Annotated in this window: 21 protein-coding genes; 14 read left to right on the forward strand and 7 right to left on the reverse strand. The window is 70.6% G+C overall.

Going from position 1 to position 17325, the window contains the following annotated elements; genetic code table 11:
• Window positions 1–97 precede the first annotated feature (97 nt).
• The 4 genes from ACH442_RS17545 (at window position 98) to ACH442_RS17560 (ending at window position 2395) form a co-directional block, all read left to right on the forward strand.
• Window positions 98–313 (forward strand): helix-turn-helix transcriptional regulator, encoded by a 216-nt coding sequence (locus tag ACH442_RS17545; protein WP_396339061.1) that lies wholly within the window; start codon window positions 98–100, stop codon window positions 311–313.
• Between the two features lie 121 nt (window positions 314–434).
• Window positions 435–1256, forward strand: coding sequence for a hypothetical protein (locus ACH442_RS17550; protein WP_396339062.1), 822 nt, complete (start codon window positions 435–437; stop codon window positions 1254–1256).
• A gap of 37 nt (window positions 1257–1293) precedes the next feature.
• Window positions 1294–1893: a phosphoesterase PA-phosphatase gene (locus ACH442_RS17555; RefSeq protein WP_396339063.1), complete on the forward strand. Its 600-nt coding sequence runs from the start codon at window positions 1294–1296 to the stop codon at window positions 1891–1893.
• Between the two features lie 46 nt (window positions 1894–1939).
• Entirely contained in the window at window positions 1940–2395 is a 456-nt protein-coding gene (locus ACH442_RS17560) for a GNAT family N-acetyltransferase (protein WP_396339064.1), read from the forward strand.
• Here the strand turns inward: ACH442_RS17560 and ACH442_RS17565 are convergent.
• The gene (locus ACH442_RS17565; protein ID WP_396339065.1) at window positions 2392–2847 is read right to left on the reverse strand and encodes a MarR family winged helix-turn-helix transcriptional regulator; all 456 of its coding nucleotides are present in this window, start codon (window positions 2845–2847) and stop codon (window positions 2392–2394) included. The two genes, ACH442_RS17560 and ACH442_RS17565, sit on opposite strands and share 4 nt — an antisense overlap.
• Before the next feature lie 253 nt (window positions 2848–3100).
• Between ACH442_RS17565 and ACH442_RS17570 the strand changes: the two genes are divergently transcribed.
• Together ACH442_RS17570 and ACH442_RS17575 are read left to right on the forward strand one after the other, a co-directional pair.
• Window positions 3101–3931 carry a G5 domain-containing protein gene (locus ACH442_RS17570; RefSeq protein ID WP_396339066.1) on the forward strand — a complete coding sequence of 277 codons (831 nt, stop codon included), beginning with the start codon at window positions 3101–3103 and terminating at the stop codon, window positions 3929–3931.
• A gap of 20 nt (window positions 3932–3951) precedes the next feature.
• Complete coding sequence (locus tag ACH442_RS17575; RefSeq protein WP_396339067.1) at window positions 3952–4785, forward strand: nucleotidyltransferase domain-containing protein; 834 nt, start codon at window positions 3952–3954, stop codon at window positions 4783–4785.
• Window positions 4786–4990: 205 nt separating this feature from the next.
• On the opposite strand, the gene ACH442_RS17580 is transcribed toward ACH442_RS17575, so the two are convergent.
• Entirely contained in the window at window positions 4991–5197 is a 207-nt protein-coding gene (locus ACH442_RS17580; protein ID WP_396339068.1) for a hypothetical protein, read from the reverse strand.
• A 303-nt stretch (window positions 5198–5500) separates the two neighbouring features.
• On the opposite strand from ACH442_RS17580, the gene ACH442_RS17585 reads away from it, so the two are divergent.
• Window positions 5501–6340: a hypothetical protein gene (locus tag ACH442_RS17585; protein WP_396339069.1), complete on the forward strand. Its 840-nt coding sequence runs from the start codon at window positions 5501–5503 to the stop codon at window positions 6338–6340.
• Between the two features lie 31 nt (window positions 6341–6371).
• On the opposite strand, the gene ACH442_RS17590 is transcribed toward ACH442_RS17585, so the two are convergent.
• Window positions 6372–6734, reverse strand: coding sequence for a PH domain-containing protein (locus ACH442_RS17590; protein ID WP_396339070.1), 363 nt, complete (start codon window positions 6732–6734; stop codon window positions 6372–6374).
• 24 nt (window positions 6735–6758) lie between these two features.
• Window positions 6759–7073 carry a pterin dehydratase gene (locus ACH442_RS17595; protein ID WP_396339368.1) on the reverse strand — a complete coding sequence of 105 codons (315 nt, stop codon included), beginning with the start codon at window positions 7071–7073 and terminating at the stop codon, window positions 6759–6761.
• Between the two features lie 182 nt (window positions 7074–7255).
• Here ACH442_RS17595 and ACH442_RS17600 point away from each other — a divergent pair, with 182 nt between their 5' ends.
• Window positions 7256–7678, forward strand: coding sequence for a (deoxy)nucleoside triphosphate pyrophosphohydrolase (locus ACH442_RS17600; protein ID WP_396339071.1), 423 nt, complete (start codon window positions 7256–7258; stop codon window positions 7676–7678).
• On the opposite strand, the gene ACH442_RS17605 is transcribed toward ACH442_RS17600, so the two are convergent.
• A complete protein-coding gene (locus tag ACH442_RS17605; RefSeq protein WP_396339072.1) occupies window positions 7675–9213 on the reverse strand; it encodes a long-chain fatty acid--CoA ligase in 1539 nt (512 codons plus the stop codon). The genes ACH442_RS17600 and ACH442_RS17605 overlap by 4 nt on opposite strands.
• Window positions 9214–9317: 104 nt before the next feature.
• Between ACH442_RS17605 and ACH442_RS17610 the strand changes: the two genes are divergently transcribed.
• From ACH442_RS17610 to ACH442_RS17625, 4 genes are read left to right on the forward strand one after another with little or no spacing between them, the layout of a single operon-like run.
• Window positions 9318–9947 carry a TetR/AcrR family transcriptional regulator gene (locus ACH442_RS17610; protein ID WP_396339073.1) on the forward strand — a complete coding sequence of 210 codons (630 nt, stop codon included), beginning with the start codon at window positions 9318–9320 and terminating at the stop codon, window positions 9945–9947.
• The gene (locus tag ACH442_RS17615; RefSeq protein ID WP_396339074.1) at window positions 9944–11353 is read left to right on the forward strand and encodes an aldehyde dehydrogenase family protein; all 1410 of its coding nucleotides are present in this window, start codon (window positions 9944–9946) and stop codon (window positions 11351–11353) included. The genes ACH442_RS17610 and ACH442_RS17615 overlap by 4 nt, the downstream gene beginning before the upstream one ends.
• 52 nt (window positions 11354–11405) lie before the next feature.
• Window positions 11406–12494 carry an alcohol dehydrogenase catalytic domain-containing protein gene (locus tag ACH442_RS17620; RefSeq protein WP_396339075.1) on the forward strand — a complete coding sequence of 363 codons (1089 nt, stop codon included), beginning with the start codon at window positions 11406–11408 and terminating at the stop codon, window positions 12492–12494.
• 33 nt (window positions 12495–12527) lie between these two features.
• Window positions 12528–13043, forward strand: coding sequence for a DUF6886 family protein (locus ACH442_RS17625; RefSeq protein WP_396339076.1), 516 nt, complete (start codon window positions 12528–12530; stop codon window positions 13041–13043).
• Between the two features lie 56 nt (window positions 13044–13099).
• Here the strand turns inward: ACH442_RS17625 and ychF are convergent, their stop codons facing one another.
• Both ychF and ACH442_RS17635 read right to left on the reverse strand, forming a co-directional pair.
• The gene (gene ychF / locus ACH442_RS17630; RefSeq protein ID WP_396339077.1) at window positions 13100–14185 is read right to left on the reverse strand and encodes a redox-regulated ATPase YchF; all 1086 of its coding nucleotides are present in this window, start codon (window positions 14183–14185) and stop codon (window positions 13100–13102) included.
• Window positions 14186–14207: 22 nt separating this feature from the next.
• On the reverse strand, window positions 14208–14993 hold the full coding sequence (locus ACH442_RS17635) for an alpha/beta fold hydrolase (RefSeq protein WP_396339078.1): 786 nt from the start codon (window positions 14991–14993) through the stop codon (window positions 14208–14210).
• A gap of 105 nt (window positions 14994–15098) precedes the next feature.
• Here ACH442_RS17635 and ACH442_RS17640 point away from each other — a divergent pair, with 105 nt between their 5' ends.
• Both ACH442_RS17640 and ACH442_RS17645 read left to right on the forward strand, forming a co-directional pair.
• Window positions 15099–16583 carry an AlkA N-terminal domain-containing protein gene (locus ACH442_RS17640; protein WP_396339079.1) on the forward strand — a complete coding sequence of 495 codons (1485 nt, stop codon included), beginning with the start codon at window positions 15099–15101 and terminating at the stop codon, window positions 16581–16583.
• Between the two features lie 176 nt (window positions 16584–16759).
• The gene (locus ACH442_RS17645) at window positions 16760–17257 is read left to right on the forward strand and encodes a methylated-DNA--[protein]-cysteine S-methyltransferase (RefSeq protein ID WP_396339080.1); all 498 of its coding nucleotides are present in this window, start codon (window positions 16760–16762) and stop codon (window positions 17255–17257) included.
• Window positions 17258–17325: the final 68 nt, after the last annotated feature.

Consider the following 17325-nt stretch of genomic DNA (forward strand, 5'->3'; position numbering starts at 1 on the left):
CACGGTCGAGACCCTCACGCGCTACGTCTCCGGTGAGGTCACTGAAAGGTGGTACAGCGACGATGTCCTCTCGTCGCGAGTGGCTACCGTGATGCCGGTGGGGATCAAAGGGAAGCTGTACACCACCGGTGACCTTGCCGGGCGCCTGGGCGTGAGCCGGCAGCGCGCCTACGCGATCGCGAACCGGGACAGCTTCCCGGAGTCCTTCGACGACCTGCCGGCCGGTTCGGTGTGGCTGGTCGACGAGGTCGAGGACTGGATCTCGGTGCACCGCCCGGCGATCGCCCGGCCGAGGTCCGCCGAAAGCCTTTAGACCTCTTTCGAGGGCTTTGCCGGCGCCTGTCGGGTGACGTGCTGCACACGGCGTGCGACTGTCGCCGCCGGGCTCGTGGGAACGTTCGCCGTGTACGACGACCACAGCCGAGAGGTAGCCGATGTCTGACTGGGTGCTGGTGCCGTGCCTGGTGTCGCTCCGGGCCGAGTTCGACGCGGTGGCCCCGAAGCGGGACAGGAGTTCGGACGGTTCGATCGGGGACAGCAACCACACGTCCGCTTCCGATCACACCCCGGACGAGGACTCGGCGATCCTGCGGGATCACGACTCGGATGCGAAGAACGAGGTGCACGCGCTCGACATCGACAGTTCGGGACCGTGGCCGGGTGGTCCGGCCTGGTTCGACGCGGCGGTCAAGGGGATCGTGGACCGGCACCGCCGCGGCGAGGACGACCGGCTGCAGTACGTGATCTGGAACCGGCAGATCGCGAACCGGGAGGTCGGGAACTGGAAGTGGCGGGCCTACACGTCGACCACCGATCCGCACACCGGTCACGCCCACTTCTCGGCCCGGTACACGACCGCGCAGGAGCAGGACACCGGCCCCTGGGGGCTGGAAGGGGACGACATGCCGTTGAACAGCGATGACAAGAGCTTCATCACCGGCGAGGTCAAGGCCGGTTCGATCGCCGCGCTGACGTTCGTGCTGTCCGAGGCGTACCGGGCGGCCACCGGCAAGGCGACCGGCGCGTCGGCCGAGGACCGGCGGGCCCGCAACTGGCGGGACTATCTGCACGGCATCCTGGGTGAGCCGGTCGACCTCTCCGGCGTGCCGGCGGCGACCGCGGCCGAGGTGCTGAAGGCGCTCGGTTCCGCGTCGTCCCCGGAGGACGTGGCGGCCGTGCTGCGCCCGGTGCTGGGGACGAACGCGTCGGAGGTCGGCCGCATGCTGATCGAGCAGCCCACCGCCGCACGGCGATGATCATCGGGGAAACGGGCCCGGCCTGCCAGAATGGGGCGTGATCAACGCCGGGCCGGCCGTGAGCGAGCGGATCGCTCGTATCGTTTCCGAAGTTCTCGCGCCGGCCGTGCTGGTCGCGGCGCTGCTGGTCACCGTGGGATGGCACGCCGGGGAAGCCCCCGGCGTCTCCCGCTGGTGGGGGCTGCCGGGCGCGGTCTTCGCCGCGGTCATCCCGCTCGGCTACGTGCTGCACGGGGTGCGGACCGGCCGCCTCACCGACCACCACATCCCGGACCGGGCCGACCGCCGGTCGCCGCTGCTCTTCGGGGTCGCGTCGCTGAGCGCCGGGCTGATCGTGATGGTGCTGCTGGGCGCGCCCCGCGAGGTGCTGGCCCTGCTCGCGGCGGGCGGCAGCGGGCTGGTGATCTTCGCGCTGGTCACGCACTGGTGGAAGATGTCGATCCACGCCGGGGTGGCGGCCGGCACGCTGGCCACGCTCACCGCGATCTACGGCCCGGTGGCGCTGCTCGGCGTGCCGCTGGTGGTGCTCGGCGGCTGGGCCCGGGTGCGGCTGACCGCGCACACCCCCGCGCAGGTGGTGGTCGGGGCGTTGGCCGGTGCGCTGGTGGCGGGCACCGTCTTCCCGGTCCTGAGGTGAGAGAACCGAAACAGCAAGGACCCGATTTCCCCGTACGGTGTCAGCCATGACCTGGACGATCGAGGAACGGTCCTGGGACGACCCGGCCGGTGAGTCGCTCCGCCGAGCCCAACGCGCCGAGCTGGACGCCCGTTACGGCTCGGACGACCACGAGCCCGGTGGCGCCCCGGAAGCGTCCGAGATCGACGTCTTCCTGGTCGCGACGCGCGACGGCGAGCCGGTCGGCTGCGGCGCCCTGCGGCAGCTCGACGACCACAGCGCCGAGGTCAAACGGATGTATGTGGCACCGGCAAGCCGCGGCTCCGGTGTCGCCACCGCGATCCTGCGCGAGTTGGAGGCGGCCGCGACCCGCCGTGGCTGGACGACGATGCGGCTGGAGACGGGCACGGAACAGCCCGACGCGATCCGCTTCTACGAGCGCGAGGGTTACCGCGAGATCCCGCTGTACGGCAAGTACACCGGCTCGCCCATCTCCAAGTGTTACGAGCGCACCCTGTCCTAATCGGTCGCCATGGCCGAGAACGCGACCGCGAGCTGCTTGAGGTCCAGGTCGCCGAGGTGGTCGAAGATGTGCCGCCGCACGCTGGCCAGGTGGGTCGGCCACGCCTCGCGCAGCCGTTCCAGCCCGGCGTCGGTGAGCACCGCGTTGGCGCCGCGCGCGTCCTCCTCGCAGCGGATCCGTTCGAGGTAGCCGAGCGACTCGAGTTTCGCCGCGAGCCGGGTCATCCCGCTCAGGGACATGTCGCAGGCCGCGGCGAGTTCACTCATCCGCATCAGCCGGTCGGGGGTCTCCGAGAGGTGGCGCAGCACCGAGTACTCGCTGGCGGACATGCGCTGCTCACGCATCAGATCGGCGTCCAGGGCGCGCGGCACGACGAGCAGGAACCGGCCGAGGGCGCGCATCACCGCCTCTTCCTCCGGGCTCAACGGGACGGAAGATCCGGATGCTGACATGCCTGCGATCGTACGGCGGGCCCGCATCCGGCCCGCGCGGCGTGAACGGCGAGATTTCGCCTCCTGGGAGGAACGCGCCAGTCCGGTTACGGGCACCGGCGGTCAGCATTTCGGGGGACTGTCGCAGCCTTGTCTTTCCTTCCGGACAAGTCACAATGCTTTGGTGCAAAACCAGACAACTAGTGACTCAATGCAGCATCTGCTCGAAGTGCCACGAAAGTCTTGGTGGGCCCGTCTGCCGTTCGGTGTCCGCATGCTCGCCGGAACCAGCGCGCTGCTGGGGTTGCTCAGCGCCGGACTGGCCACCGCGGCCGTGGTGAGCGGCAGTGACGGGAACAACCAGACCGCCGAGCAGACACTGGCCGCGGACCCCGGGGCCGCGCACCTGGAGGAGGATCCGGAGGTGGTCAGCCGGGAAGCGGCCGCCGCCGAGCCGCTGCCCCGGCGCGGCACGCGCGTCCCGGTGCAGCCCGCGCCGCCGGTCGCCGCCGCTCAGCCGAAGGGCGCCGGCAGCGAGCTGAGCCGGGTCCGGGCCGAGGACCCGGCCGACCGGACCGCGCCACGCGTCCCCCGGTCGTCGCGGACCACCGCGGAGAAGCCGGTGACCCGCAACCCGGCCACCACCGGCCGGACCGCGGCCAAGCCGGCCGTCACCACCCGGACCGACGTGGAGACCCAGCCCATCCCGTTCCGGACCCGGGTGGTCCGCGACGACTCACTGCCGAAGGGCTTCCGCCAGGTCCGGAACCCGGGCGCACCGGGCGAGCGGACGATCCGGTACGCGGTCACCCTGGTCGGCGGGCAGCCGACCGGCCGCCGGGTGCTGGACACCGCGATCACCCGGCAACCGCAGCCGCGTGTGATCGTCTTCGGCACCCAGGAGGACTGCGGGGGCTTTCTGGACCTGTGCCTGCCGCTGGGCCGGACCGGCTGCCCGCAGCAGTTCGAGCCGGACCCCCCGGCCCCGCCGGCGAAGGTCGACGAGACCGAGACCGGCCCGTCCGTCATCACCGACGAGGATCTGACGCTGTTCGACCCCGACGCGGTCGCCGACACCCGGCTGGAACCGGCCACCACATGCTGAACCGGTCATAGGCTGGCCGCATGGCACTCTCCGACGCCGAACTGACCGAGATGGCCCAGCGCCTGCTCACCGTCCCGGGGGTGGTCGGGGTCGTGCTCGGCGGCAGCCGGGCCCGGCAGACCCACTCGCCCGAGTCCGACACTGATCTGGGCCTGTACTACCGGGCGCCGTTCGACACCGCCCGCCTCGGCGAGCTGGCCGTCGAGGTGGCCGGGGACCGGGCCCGGGTCACGGCGCCCGGCGAGTGGGGTCCGTGGGTGGACGGCGGCGGCTGGCTCCGGATCGGCGATCACCCGGTGGACTGGATCTACCGCGACCTCGACCGCGTGCACCGGTGCTGGTCCGAGGCCGAGCAGGGCCGGTACGAGTTCCACGCGCAGGGCGGCCATCCCCTCGGGGTGCCGGATTTCGCGTACGCGGGCGAATTGGCCCTGGGTCGCATCCTGAGCGACCCGACCGGGGAGCTGGCCGCGCTGCGCCGCCGCGTCTCGGTTTTTCCGAGGCCGTTGGCCGAGGCGCTGGTCTCCGGGCTGTGGGAGGCGGATTTCCTGGTCGGGCTGGCCCGCAAGGGCGTGTCGCGGTTCGACACCAGTTACGTCGCCGGCTGCCTGTTCCGCCTGGTCGGGGTGTGTGCGCACGCACTGCACGGCGCGGCCGGGCAGTGGCTGGTCAATGAGAAGGGCGCGGTGGCCGCGGCCGGGCGGCTGCCGGGCGCGCCGGCGAAGTTCCAGCAGCGGGTCGACGCCGCGTTCGCCGCGATCAACAACGATCCGGTGCACCTGACGCTGGCCATCGACATCGCGGCCGACCTCGTGCTGGAGACGACCGAGGCGTGCGCGGTGATGCTGCGCTGAGCGGCGGCCCGGAACACCGGAACTGACCGGTTGGTCCGCTATGCCCGGCTAAACTACGCGCGGCATTCCGCAACCACAGTGCCGTCGATTCCGTTGTCCGCTGCGGAAGCGGCAAGACCAGAGGGAGAACGATGAAGGCGATGGCGAAGCAGCCCGGGTCGCGCGGCGGCGAGGGCGGCAGCTACTGAGTCGCAGCGGGACGGGGTCAGTGCAGCGCGACGGTGGCCAGGCCGACGAGCACGGCCGAGAGCAGCAGCGCCATCGCGAACACCGCGTTCGCGCCGAGCAACACGGCCAGCCGGTGCGGCTGACCCCCTTCCCCGCCGCCGGTCGCCGGCAACGGTCCGAGATCGCTGCCGATCAGTTCACGGCTCGGCTTCCGGGTCAGCGGCTTCTGCAGGTGAGCCAGCACCGGTGATCGCCTCCGGGGGGTCAGGGGCATCGATGGGTTGCGGTGAATCTCCCGGGTAGCATGCGGCGATCGGGCCGGGGCCAGCAATAGTTACCGCTCGGTAACCGTCCGCTCGCTGGCCGGTCTGGCATGCCGTATCCCCCATCCGGCTTTCGAACATCGGTCGAACAGCCACCCCGAATCGGGTCACGTCACTCTTTGACGTGATTTATCCCTTCAGTATCGGTCGGCATGATGGTGAGAATGCCGGCAACGCCGTCCAGGTATCAGACCGTGTTCAGGGGCGCCCTGAACGTTCTGGTCATGCTCATCGGACTGGCCTCCGGCGTCGCCCAGCTCGCCGAGATCCCGGCCCGGGCCGCCCAGTGGGCGCTGACCGCGGTCTTCCTGGCCGCCCTGCTCTACTTCGTGGTCCGGTTCTGGCAGATCGCGTTCGTGCTGCGCATCCGCGAGCTGCGGGACCAGCTGCTGGCGGCGACGCAGGCGCTGACCCTGCAGCGGGCCGGGCACCAGCACTACCTCGACGCCATCCAGCGGATCAGCGAGCGGGAGAAGCCGCTCTTCCTGGAGACCCTGGAGGTCACCGTCACGATCGGCGCCGACGACGACAGCGACCGGATCGTCGAGAAGCGGGTCACCACGCCGGAACCGCTGGTCACGCACCGGACCATGCGGCCGATCGTGCCGACCGACGACGAACGGATCATGCGGCTCGACGACATCGCGTTCAAGGTGCACCGGCAGACGTCTGGCACGATCACCGCGCTGCCGCTGGAGCAGAACCGGGTGCTGCGGGTCTGGATGATCTTCGACCCGGCGATGATGACGCCGACCGAGTGGCAGGTGGAGTACCGGCCGCGCGGGCTGTGGCGGCCACTGCGCGAGCGCGGCTGGGACCAGCTCGTCTGGGAGGACCGGCTGCCCACCGCGAGCGGGACGCCGTCCGCGTTCACCCGCTTCGAGGTGACGTTCACGTTCCCGGAGAACGATCAGCCGCCGAGCGTCAAGGAGCGCGCGGGGTACGGCACGTTCGCCGACCCGGTGCAGATCGCCTCCGGCCGCTGGGAGGTGGTGTGGCGCGACGAGAAGCCCGCCGGCCGCCGGTACGTCTGGGATCTGACGCAGGCGGTCGGCGGGCACTGAGCCGTCCGCCGGCCCGCACCCCGGGAGGAGCTCAGGAGGCGAGGCTGAGGATGAGGTTGTGCGCGTGGTGAGCCTTGTCGGAGCCGCGGAACTCCACCTCGTACACGTGCTGGCCCACGGTGATGGCGATCTCGCCGCTGGAGAAGAACTGGCCGGCCCAGCTCTTGTTGCTGACGACGCTGACCGAGCTCACCTTGCTGTAGGGAATGCTCGTGATCGCGAACTTCTTACCGACGAACGACTTGTCCTGGATGATGATCCGGCGGTTGGTCAGCCCGATGAAGCCGGTGCCCACGCCGATCGCGTCGTAGACGGCGATGACCGTCTCGCCCTCGAGCAGGCCACTCTGGACCTGCTCCAGCTGGCTCTTGTTGTCGTAGATCACGTCTGCCATGCGGCGCAGCGTAGCCGCGAATCCTTACGGATGCTCGAGCACGGTGCGGTAGAAATCCTCGATACGCGCGGCGAGCGTTACCTCACCGTCCGTGATGGCCTCACCGTCGCGGTCACCCAGACAGATCTGCGTGTGCCCCTCGACGCGCCGGATCACCGGCCGGATCGCGAGCGTGTCCGCGGCCACCTTGATCCGCTCGGTCAAGGCCGCGTGCTGACTGTCGTCACAGGCAAGATCGCGACGCAGTTGCACGCCGTCGCGGGTCCACCCGCTCAACAGCGTGAGCGCGTCACTCAGATAGTCGGACCCGGTGTTGTTCCGGCGTTTTCTAGCCCGCATGGCCGCACCCCCCAGAGCGTTGTTGCCGGCTTGTGGCCGAACTGTCGCCGTGTCGTCATGGTCGGTACGCACAGTCTCGTCCGTTGGGACAGTGATGTCCACGCCCACATATCCGCGTTTGGGGGACGATCGGGGCGGCTCGGGCAACCTGATCGGCGGAGTTTTGTGCGATCTTGGTTCTCATGCCGTCGGAACAGTACGTCAAACCCGCGCCGTCACCCAGGGTGATTGTGGCCGCGGTGATCATCACGGGCGGGCGGGTGCTCGCCTGCCAGCGCAGCGCCCCGCCGGAGGCGGCCGGCAAATGGGAGTTCCCCGGTGGCAAGGTCGAGCCGGGGGAGACCGACCAGCAGGCGCTGGCCCGTGAATGCGCCGAGGAACTCGGCATCACCGTCGAGGTCGGGCCCCGGGTCGGACCCGACGTGCCACTGGCCCACGGCCGGGCCGTACTCCGCGTCTACGCCGTCGAGGTGCTCGACGGCGGTGAGCCGGAGGCGCTGGAGCATTCCGCCATGCGCTGGCTGGCCGTGGACCAGTTGAACAGTGTCCCGTGGCTGCCCGCCGACGTACCGATCGTCGCCGAACTGCCCCCACTGTTGAGCTAGTTACCCGAGTACTGCTTGCGCAGCTCCCGCTTGAGAACCTTCATGCTGGGCCCGAGCGGGAGCGACTCGGTGAACCGGACCTGCCGCGGGTACTTGTGCTTGCCGAGCCGCTCGCGGGACCAGTCGATCAGCTCCTGCTCGGTCAAGCCCTTGTCCTCCAGGACCACCACCGCGCAGATCTCCTCGCCGTGCGTCCCGTCCGGCACCCCGATGACCGCCACCTGCTGGATCGCCGGGTGCCGGGCGATGACCTCCTCCACCTCGCGCGGGTAGACGTTGAAGCCGCCACGGATGATCAGGTCCTTGGTGCGGTCGACGATGCTGATGAACCCCTCGTCGTCCTTCACACCCAGGTCACCGGTGCGGAACCAGCCGTCGACGATCGCCTCCGCGGTGGCCTCCGGGCGATTCAGGTAACCGGCGAAGACGTTGTGACCGCGGATCACGATCTCGCCCAGCTCACCCGTCGGCAGGAACTCGATGCGCTCGGGCACCTCGGGACGCGCGATCTCCACCTCGACGCCCCAGATCGGATGCCCGACCGTGCCGGGCTTGGCGCCGTACGCCGGTTGGTTGGTCGTCGCCGTCGGCGACGTCTCGGAAAGACCGTAGCCCTCCCAGATGTGCGACCCGAACGCCTCCGCGAAGCGCTCGAGCACCGCGACCGGCAACGACGCGCCACCGGAGACGCAGAGCTTCAGCTTGGGCAGGCGCTCCGCCTTCGCCGCGGCCTCGAGCAGGCCGATGTACATGGTCGGCACACCGTGGAAGATCGACACGTTCTCCCGCAGGATCAGGTCGATCGCCGCCTCGCCGGAGAAGCGCGGCAGCAGCACGAGCGTCCCGCCGAGCCGGAACGTGGCGTTCATCCCGACCGTCTGGCCGAACGTGTGGAACAGCGGCAGGCAGCCCAGCACCACGTCGTCGCCGGTGATCGGGTGCACGTCGAAGACGTTCACCGCGGCGTTCATCACCAGGTTGAGGTGGGTGAGCAGGGCGCCCTTCGGCTTGCCGGTGGTGCCGCTGGTGTAGAGGATCACCGCGACGTCCTCGGCCTCGCGGGTCACGTAGGTGTGCAGCGCCGGAACCCCGGCCGCCACCCGCTCGAGGCGCTCGGGCGGGACGGGCAGGTCGGCCGGCAGCGGGCCGACGTTGGCCAGCCGGGTCTGCGACAGCCTGGCCGCGACCGCGGCCACCTGCAGGAACGCGGAGTGCGTAACGATCAGGTCGGCCTGACTGTCGGTGAGGACATAGGCCACCTCCTCCGGCTGCAACAGCAGCGACACCGGCACCACCCGGGCGCCCACGGCCAGCGCCGCGTAGTAGACCCGGGGGAAGTCGGCGACGTTCGGGATCATCACGGCGACCGTGCTGCCCGGGCCGATGCCCAGCTCCTGCAGGCCGGCCGCGTACTCCCGGGCCTGCTGCCACAACTCCCGGTACGTGATCCGGGCGCCCGCGTCGACCACCGCCACCTTCTCCGGGTACCGGCGCGCGCTCTCCGCCAGAACTGTGGCCAGGGACAGAGTCGTCATGCTGGTTCCCTCCGAAGTGATGTACGTCGCAGCTTGCGCATAAACTAGCGGCGTAAGTTTTTGCGCGTCCAGTGTTGATTTCCGATTTCCAGGGAGTTGCCAACATGGCAAGGCCACGACAGACGCTGCTCACCCGGGCGCGCATCGTCGAGGCCGCCTCGTCCCTGATCGACGCCGAGGGCCTGGACGCGCTGTCGATGCGGCGGCTCGCCACCGAACTCGGCGTGCAGGGCCCGTCGCTCTACAACCACTTCGCCACGAAGGCGGAGATCGTCGACGCGGTCGCCGAGGCGGTGGTCGCGCAGGTCGACATCGACGTGTTCGCCGACTGCGACTGGCGGGAAGGGCTGCGGCTCTGGGCCAAGTCGTACCACGCGGTGCTCACCGCCCACCCGAACATCGTCCCGGTCCTGGCCACCGGCCCCGGGCGGCGGCCGCACGGGCTGGCCATGGCCGAGGCCGTCTACGGCGCGCTGATCGACGCCGGCTGGTCCCGCTCGCGGGCCACCCACATCGGCGCGCTGATGCGCTACCTGATCACCGGGTCGGCGCTCGGCTCGTTCGCGCTCGGCTTCGCCAGCGACCCGGAGCTGTACGACCGCTATCCGCACCTGCACCGCGCCCACGAACTGCCGGCGCACCGCGCCGCGGTCGACGAGGGCGCGTTCGAACTCGGGCTGGACGTGCTCCTCGCCGGCCTGTCCGACCACTACGACCAGGGGGTACGCCGATGACGTCGGGATTCCGCGAACAGCTCTACATCGGGGGCGCGTGGGTGCCGCCGGATTCCAGCGACCGGATCGAGGTGGAGAACCCGTACACCGAGCAGGTGATCGGGCACGTCCCGGCCGGCACGCCGGAGGACGTGAACCTCGCCGTCTCCGCCGCCCGCCAGGCCTTCGACGGCTGGTCGGCGCTGCCCATGGCCGAGCGCGGCGCCCACCTGGACCGCTTGCACCAGGCTCTCGCGGCGCGGGCCGCGGACATCGCGCGGACCGTCGGCCAGGAACTCGGCACGCCCCTGAAGATCGCCCAGGCGGTCCAGGCCGGCCTGCCCCTCACGGTCCTTCGGGGGTACGCGGATCTGGCCCTCTCCCCCGTCGTCGAGCACACCATCGGGAACTCGCTGATCGTGCGCGAGGCAGCCGGCGTGGTCGGCGCGATCACGCCGTGGAACTACCCGCTGCACCAGGTCGTCGCGAAGGTCGGCGCGGCGCTCGCGGCCGGCTGCACGGTGGTGCTCAAACCGAGCGAGCTGACGCCGCTGGTGGCGTACCTGCTGGTCGACGCGGCCGACGAGGCCGGCCTGCCGCCCGGCGTGCTCAACCTGGTCACCGGCACCGGAGCGGCCGTCGGCGCGGCCATCGCCGGGCACCCGGACGTCGACATGATCTCGTTCACCGGCTCCACCGCGACCGGCCGCGCGATCACCCACGCCGCCGCGGACCGGATCGCCAAGGTCAGCCTGGAACTCGGCGGCAAGTCGGCGAACGTGATCCTTGACGACGCGGACCTGGTCAAGGCGGTCAAGGTCGGAGTCGGCAACGCGTTCCTGAACTCCGGTCAGACGTGCACGGCATGGACCCGGATGCTGGTCCACCGCAGCCACTACGACGAGGCGGTCGAACTGGCCGCGAAGACGGCCGGCGGCTACACCACCGGTGACCCGTTCGACGCGGCCACCCGGCTCGGCCCGCTGGTCTCCGCCGCCCAGCGCGAACGGGTCCGCGGGTTCATCGAGCGCGCCGACGCGCGGCTCGTCGCCGGTGGTCTCGACGCGCCGGTGCCCGGCACCGGTCACTTCGTGGCGCCGACCGTCTTCGCCGACGTCGCGCCGGACAGCGAACTGGCCCAGGAGGAGATCTTCGGCCCGGTGCTGTCGATCATCGGTTTCGACTCCGACGACGAGGCCGTCACGATCGCCAACAATTCGAAGTACGGGCTGGCCGGCGCGGTCTGGGGCGGCGACGAGCACGCCCTCGCGGTGGCACGGCGGATCCGCACCGGCGCAGTCGACGTGAACGGCGGCTCGTTCAACCCGTTCGCGCCGTTCGGCGGCTACAAGCAGTCCGGCGTCGGCCGGGAGCTCGGACAATTCGGCCTGGAGGAGTTCCAGCAGGTGAAGGCGATCCAGCGATGAGCCACGACATTCCCGGCCGCGACGAACGCTCGCAGGCGAAGGCGGTCCGGCGATGAGCCGCTACATTCCCGGGCTGGTCGTCCGTGAGGCCGGTGGGCCGGCCACGGTCGAGGAACTGCGGCTGCCCGAGATCGGCCCCGGCCAGGTGCGGGTCCGTGTGCGGGCGGCCGGCGTCTGCCACTCCGACCTGTCGATGATCAACGGGACGCTGCGGCCGCCGCACCCGCTCGTCCTCGGCCACGAGGCAGCCGGCGAGGTCGTCGAGGTCGGCGAGCACGTCACCCGCGCCGCGGTCGGCGACCACGTGGTCCTCAACTGGCAGCCGCCGTGCCGGCGCTGCTGGTTCTGCGACCACGGCCAGCCGTGGCTGTGCTCCACGTCCTCCGGCGTCGCGGCGCTGGAGAACGGGATCACTCTCGACGACGCGCCCGTGCACGTGACGCTCGGACTCGGCGCGTTCGCCGAACAGGTCGTCGCGCCGGAGAACGCTGTCATCGCCGTACCACGGGAATTGGATTTTGAGATCGCGGCGCTGCTCGGGTGCTCGGTGCTCACCGGGTCGGGCGCCGTGCAGAACACCGCGAACGTGCAGCCGGGCGAATCGGTGCTGGTCATCGGTCTCGGCGGAGTCGGCCTGTCAGTCGTCGCGGCCGCCCGCGCGGCCGGCGCCGGGCAGGTCATCGCCGTCGACGTCAGCGAGGCGAAGAAAGGACTGGCCGAGGCGGCCGGCGCGACCGACTTCGTGGTCTCCTCGGACACGCTCTCCAAGGACATCCGGGTCCGCACCGAAGGCCGCGGCGCCGACCACGCCATCGAATGCGTCGGCCGGGCGTCGACGATCCGCGCCGCCTGGCGGGCCACCCGGCGCGGCGGGCAGGTCACCGTCGTCGGCATGGGCGCCGCCGACGACATGGTGCAGATCGCCGCACTCGACATCTTCTCGTCGGCGCGGACCCTGCGGGCGTCCGTCTACGGTCAGGCCGACCCGGACGTCGCGGTGCCCGCCCTGGCCCGGGACGTCCTCGACGGGCGGCTCTCCCTCGACCACCTGATCACCGACCGGATCGAACTGGCCGCCGTGCCGGCCGCATTCGAACGGATGGCGCGGGGCGAGGGCGCCCGCTCGGTCGTCCGGCTCTGATCAGCTGTGCACCTCACCGGGCTCGCTCGTCCCGTGCCCGGTGAGGTGCTGCACTTCTCCGAGGACCCGGCGATCACCCGGTTCGTCCCGCACGTGGCAGCGACCGCTCAGCAGCCCGAACCGTACGTCTGGGCAGTCGACCACGATCAGGCGCCGTCGTACTGGTTCCCGCGGCAGTGCCCACGCGCCCTCGCCTGGGTCGTCCCCTCCACGACCGAAACTGATCAGGACCGGATCATCGGCGCGGGGTGCGGGACACGGGTGCACGCCATCGAATACGGCTGGCTGCCGGCGATGAGATCGACTTCCCTGTACGCGTACCGCTTGCCCGCCGAGCGCTTCCGCCCCTTCGGCACGCACGCGTGGGTGTCCACTTCGCCGGTCGTCCCGCTGGCTCCGCCGTCCCCGGTCGGCGACCTGATCGACGTTCACTCCGAGGCGGGAATCCAGCTGCGCCTGCTGCCGTCGTTGTGGCCGTTCTGGGACGAGGTCACCACCAGCACGCTGGGCTTCAGCGGCATCCGCCTCCGCAACGCCACACCCCGCTGACCGGACCGACAGCCCTGGTGCCCGGCCCGAGCGAATGAGCCGGGCACCGAGTCGCATTACACGTTGAAGCGGAACTCCACCACGTCGCCGTCCTTCATGATGTAGTCCTTGCCCTCCATGCGGACCTTGCCGGCCGCCTTCGCCGCCGCCATGGAACCGGCCGCGACCAGGTCGTCGTAGCTGACGATCTCGGCCTTGATGAAGCCGCGCTGGAAGTCGGAGTGGATCACCCCGGCCGCTTCGGGGGCGGTCGCGCCGACCGGGACGGTCCAGGCGCGGGCCTCCTTCGGGCCGGCCGTCAAGTAGGTCTGCAGGCCCAGCGTCTCGAAGCCGACGCGGATCAGCCGGTTCAGGCCCGGCTCGGACTGGCCGGTGGACTGGAGCAGCTCCAGCGCCTCCTCCTCGTCCAGCTCGATCAGCTCCGACTCGATCTTCGCGTCCATGAACACGGCCTCGGCCGGCGCGACCAGGGCACGCAACTCGTCGAGGAACGACTCGTTGCCGAGCTCGGCCTCGTCGACGTTGAACACGTACAGGAAAGGCTTGGTCGTCAGCAGGTGCAGCTCACCCAGCAGCTCCAGGTCGACGCCGGCCGACGCCGCGCCCTGGTAGAGCGTGACACCGTCGTTGAGCAGCTTGAACGCGGCCTCGGCGGCGGCCACCGTGGCGGCCTTCTCCTTCTTGAGCTTCGCCTCTTTCTGCAGGCGTGGCAGCGCCTTCTCGACCGTCTGCAGGTCGGCCAGGATCAGCTCGGTGTTGATCGTCTCGATGTCGTCGGAGGGCGACACCTTGCCGTCGACGTGCAGCACGTTCGGGTCGGAGAACGCGCGGACCACCTGGCAGATCGCGGACGCGTCACGAATGTTCGCGAGGAACGCGTTGCCGCGCCCCTGGCCCTTCGACGCGCCGCGGACCAGGCCGGCGATGTCGACGAAGCTCACCGGCGCCGGCAGGATCTTCTCGCTGCCGAACAGCTCGGCGAGCTTCCCGAGCCGCTCGTCGGGCAGCCCGACCACGCCGACGTTGGGCTCGATCGTCGCGAACGGGTAGTTCGCGGCGAGCACGTCGTTCTTGGTCAGGGCGTTGAACAGGGTGCTCTTGCCGACGTTGGGCAGGCCGACGATTCCGATGGTGAGGCTCACGGAACGCCAGTCTACGCAAGCCTCATCGGAAGAACTTCCGCAGTTCCGCAGCGACCAGGGCCGGCTTGCCGCTGTTGTCGGCGGCGAGGTGACCGACCCCGCCCAGCGTCACGCGCGACACTTTCGGCAGCACAGGCTCAAGACCGTTCAAGACCGATCTGAGGTACGCCGGTGAACGGTCCCCACCGAGAAGCAGCGTCTCCGCGGTCACGCCCGCATACGTGCTCAGCGGGCCGGCCGCGCCCTCGACCACGGCCGCGTCCAGGCGCATCGTCGGCACCAGTTCGGCAATCCCGGGGTTGCGCACGGCCAGCCCGGCGAGTGGGAGCAGCGCGGCCCGGGGCACGAACCGGGCACCGCCCGTGCCCTTCACGACCGTGGTGAACGCGGCGGCGGTGCGGCCGCGGGACAACTCACGTTCGTACCGGGAAAGCCAAGCAATCGGATCGTGAGCACCGTATTTGAGGGGCGGCTCATACAGGGCGAGCCGCTCGATCGGCAGTTCCAGCGCCGCCCGCAGCGCGACGACCGCCCCGGAGCTGAGCCCGAACACGTTGCGCGCGCCGGTCTCGCCGAGAACCGCGCCCAGGTCGTCGATCTCGGCCCGCAGCCCGTGACCGGGCGCAGCCGGGCCGCTGAACCCGCGACCACGCCGGTCGGGGACGTGGACGGTGAAGTCGCGGGCCAGCTCACGGGCCAGTTTCGTGAAATTCGCCGACGTCTGCATTCCGCCGTGCAGCAGCACGACCTTGGGTCCCCCGTCACCGAAGACCCGCCACCGGATGTCCGTCGCCACCAAAGCCATCATCCGTCAACCATAGTTGACACCGCCTCGATCGTCAACCACGGTTGACAGCAGTCAGGTCCGAAACCCGCCAGCCGCCGCGAGACCGGGCGGAGCAGACTCGGTGGCATGGAGCTGGACTTCGAGCGTTGCTACCGCGCTGTCGACAGCCGTGACCAGCGGTTCGACGGCTGCTTCTACACGGCCGTGCGCACCACCGGGATCTACTGCCGGCCGTCCTGCCCGGCCGTCACACCGAAACGCGAGAACGTCACGTTCTACGTCAGCGCGGCCGCCGCCCAGCGCGGCGGATTCCGCGCCTGCCGACGGTGCCGGCCCGACGCCGCACCCGGATCACCCGAATGGGACGCCCGAGCCGACACCGTCGGCCGCGCCATGCGGCTGATCGGCGACGGCGTCGTCGACCGGGAAGGCGTCACCGGACTCGCCACACGCCTCGGATACACCGAACGGCACCTCAACCGGATGCTCACCACCGAACTCGGCGCCGGACCACTGGCGCTCGCCCGCGCACAACGAGCACAGACCGCCCGGATCCTCGTCGAAACGACCGACCTCGGGCTCGCCGACATCGCGTTCGCGGCCGGGTTCGGCAGCGTACGGCAGTTCAACGACACGATGCTCGAGGTGTACGCGCAATCGCCGAGCCGGCTACGGGAGAAACGGCCGATCGCACGAGGCGAAGCCGGGGTGATCAACCTGCGGCTCGCGTACCGGGCACCGCTGCACGCCGCGTCACTGCTGGAATTCCTCGACGCCCGGACACTTCCCGGCGTGGACGAAGTGGACGGGACGACGTACCGCCGAGGCCTGGTCCTCCCCCACGGAAACGGAAGCGTGGCGCTGCGGCCCGCGGAACGATGGATCCTCGCGACGCTGCGACTCAACGATGTGCGGGACCTGGCGCCGGCCGTCGCCCGGTGCCGGCGGCTGTTCGACCTCGACGCGGACCCCGAAGCGGTGGACGGGACGCTCCGGGCCGACCCGGCGCTGGCCGCGGCGGTGGCGGCGGAGCCGGGGGTGCGAGTGCCTCGGGCGGTGGACGGGTTCGAGATGGCAGTCCGGGCGGTGGTGGGGCAGCAGGTGAGTGTTTCCGGGGCTCGGACTACGTTGGGGCGGATCGTCCGGGCGGCGGCGGCTGCTGCGGCCGACGGCGGCAACGCTGATGGTCTCGGCCCTTCGGGCCCCGCCCCCGCCCCCGCCTTCACTAACCAACTGACCGGGTTTCCGTCGGCGGCCGTGGTCGCCGAACTACCCGACTCCGCCTTCGGCATGCCGGCGGCTCGCCGCGCCACCGTCCGCGCCCTGGCCGCCGCCGTAGCCGATGGCAAACTCGACCTCGAACCCGGCGCCGACCGCCCGGATACCACCGCCCGCCTGCTGGAGCTCCCGGGCGTCGGCCCGTGGACTGCCGGCTATGTGGCGATGCGCGCGATCGGCGACCCGGACGTCTTCCTTCCCTCTGATCTGGCCGCCCGTCGTGGCGCGGCCGCGCTCGGCCTGCCGGATGCGGCGAGGGCACTCGCCGTGCATGCCGAACGCTGGCGCCCCTGGCGCTCGTATGCACTGATCCGGCTCTGGCGAGCCGCCTGATTCCGCGGGGTGACCGCGGGCTTCGATGAAACCGACGCGTTGCAACGTACCTCGTCCGCCGACCCGGCAACGCGTTGTCCACAGGCCGGTCCGTTGTCCACAGGCGACACGAGAAGTTGCTCGTGGTGGACGGATCTCCGCAAGGCTGTATCCCCCGAGACGAGGAGTTGAGGACCATGTTGCGTCATTCGACGTTGGAGACCCCGGCCGGCCCGTTCACCTTGGTGGTCGCGGATTCGGGCGCGGTTCGCGCGGCCGGTTTCACCACGGATGTGCCGGGTCTGATCCGTCTGATCCATCCGAGGCTGGTGGAGACGGCGGAGCCGGCTGACGACGTCGGCGCAGCGCAGGAAGCGGTGCGGGCCTATTTCCGCGGTGATCTGGCCGCTTTGGATGCGGTGCCGGTCGAGCAGCACACGTCGGGCACGTTCCTGGGTCACGCCTGGAGCGTGATGCGGGACATCAAGCCGGGTGACCCGGTGACGTATTCGCACTATGCGGAGTTGGCCGGTCGTCCGGCGGCGATCCGGGCGGCGGCTGCGGCGTGCGCGCGGAACGCGGTGGCGCTGATCGTGCCGTGTCATCGGGTGTTGCGTACGGACGGGTCGCTCGGTGGTTACCGGTGGGGTCTGCCGGTGAAGTCGTGGCTGCTGGAGCACGAGTCGGCGGCGTGAGCGGTCTGCGGTCCGGCGACGCCGGCCGCCGGGCCGGCGTCCGGCTCGGAGGGTTGTCCACAGGCCCG

The organism is Actinoplanes sp. NPDC020271 (assembly GCF_044388125.1).
In the GTDB taxonomy this organism is placed as follows: Bacteria; Actinomycetota; Actinomycetes; order Mycobacteriales; family Micromonosporaceae; genus Actinoplanes.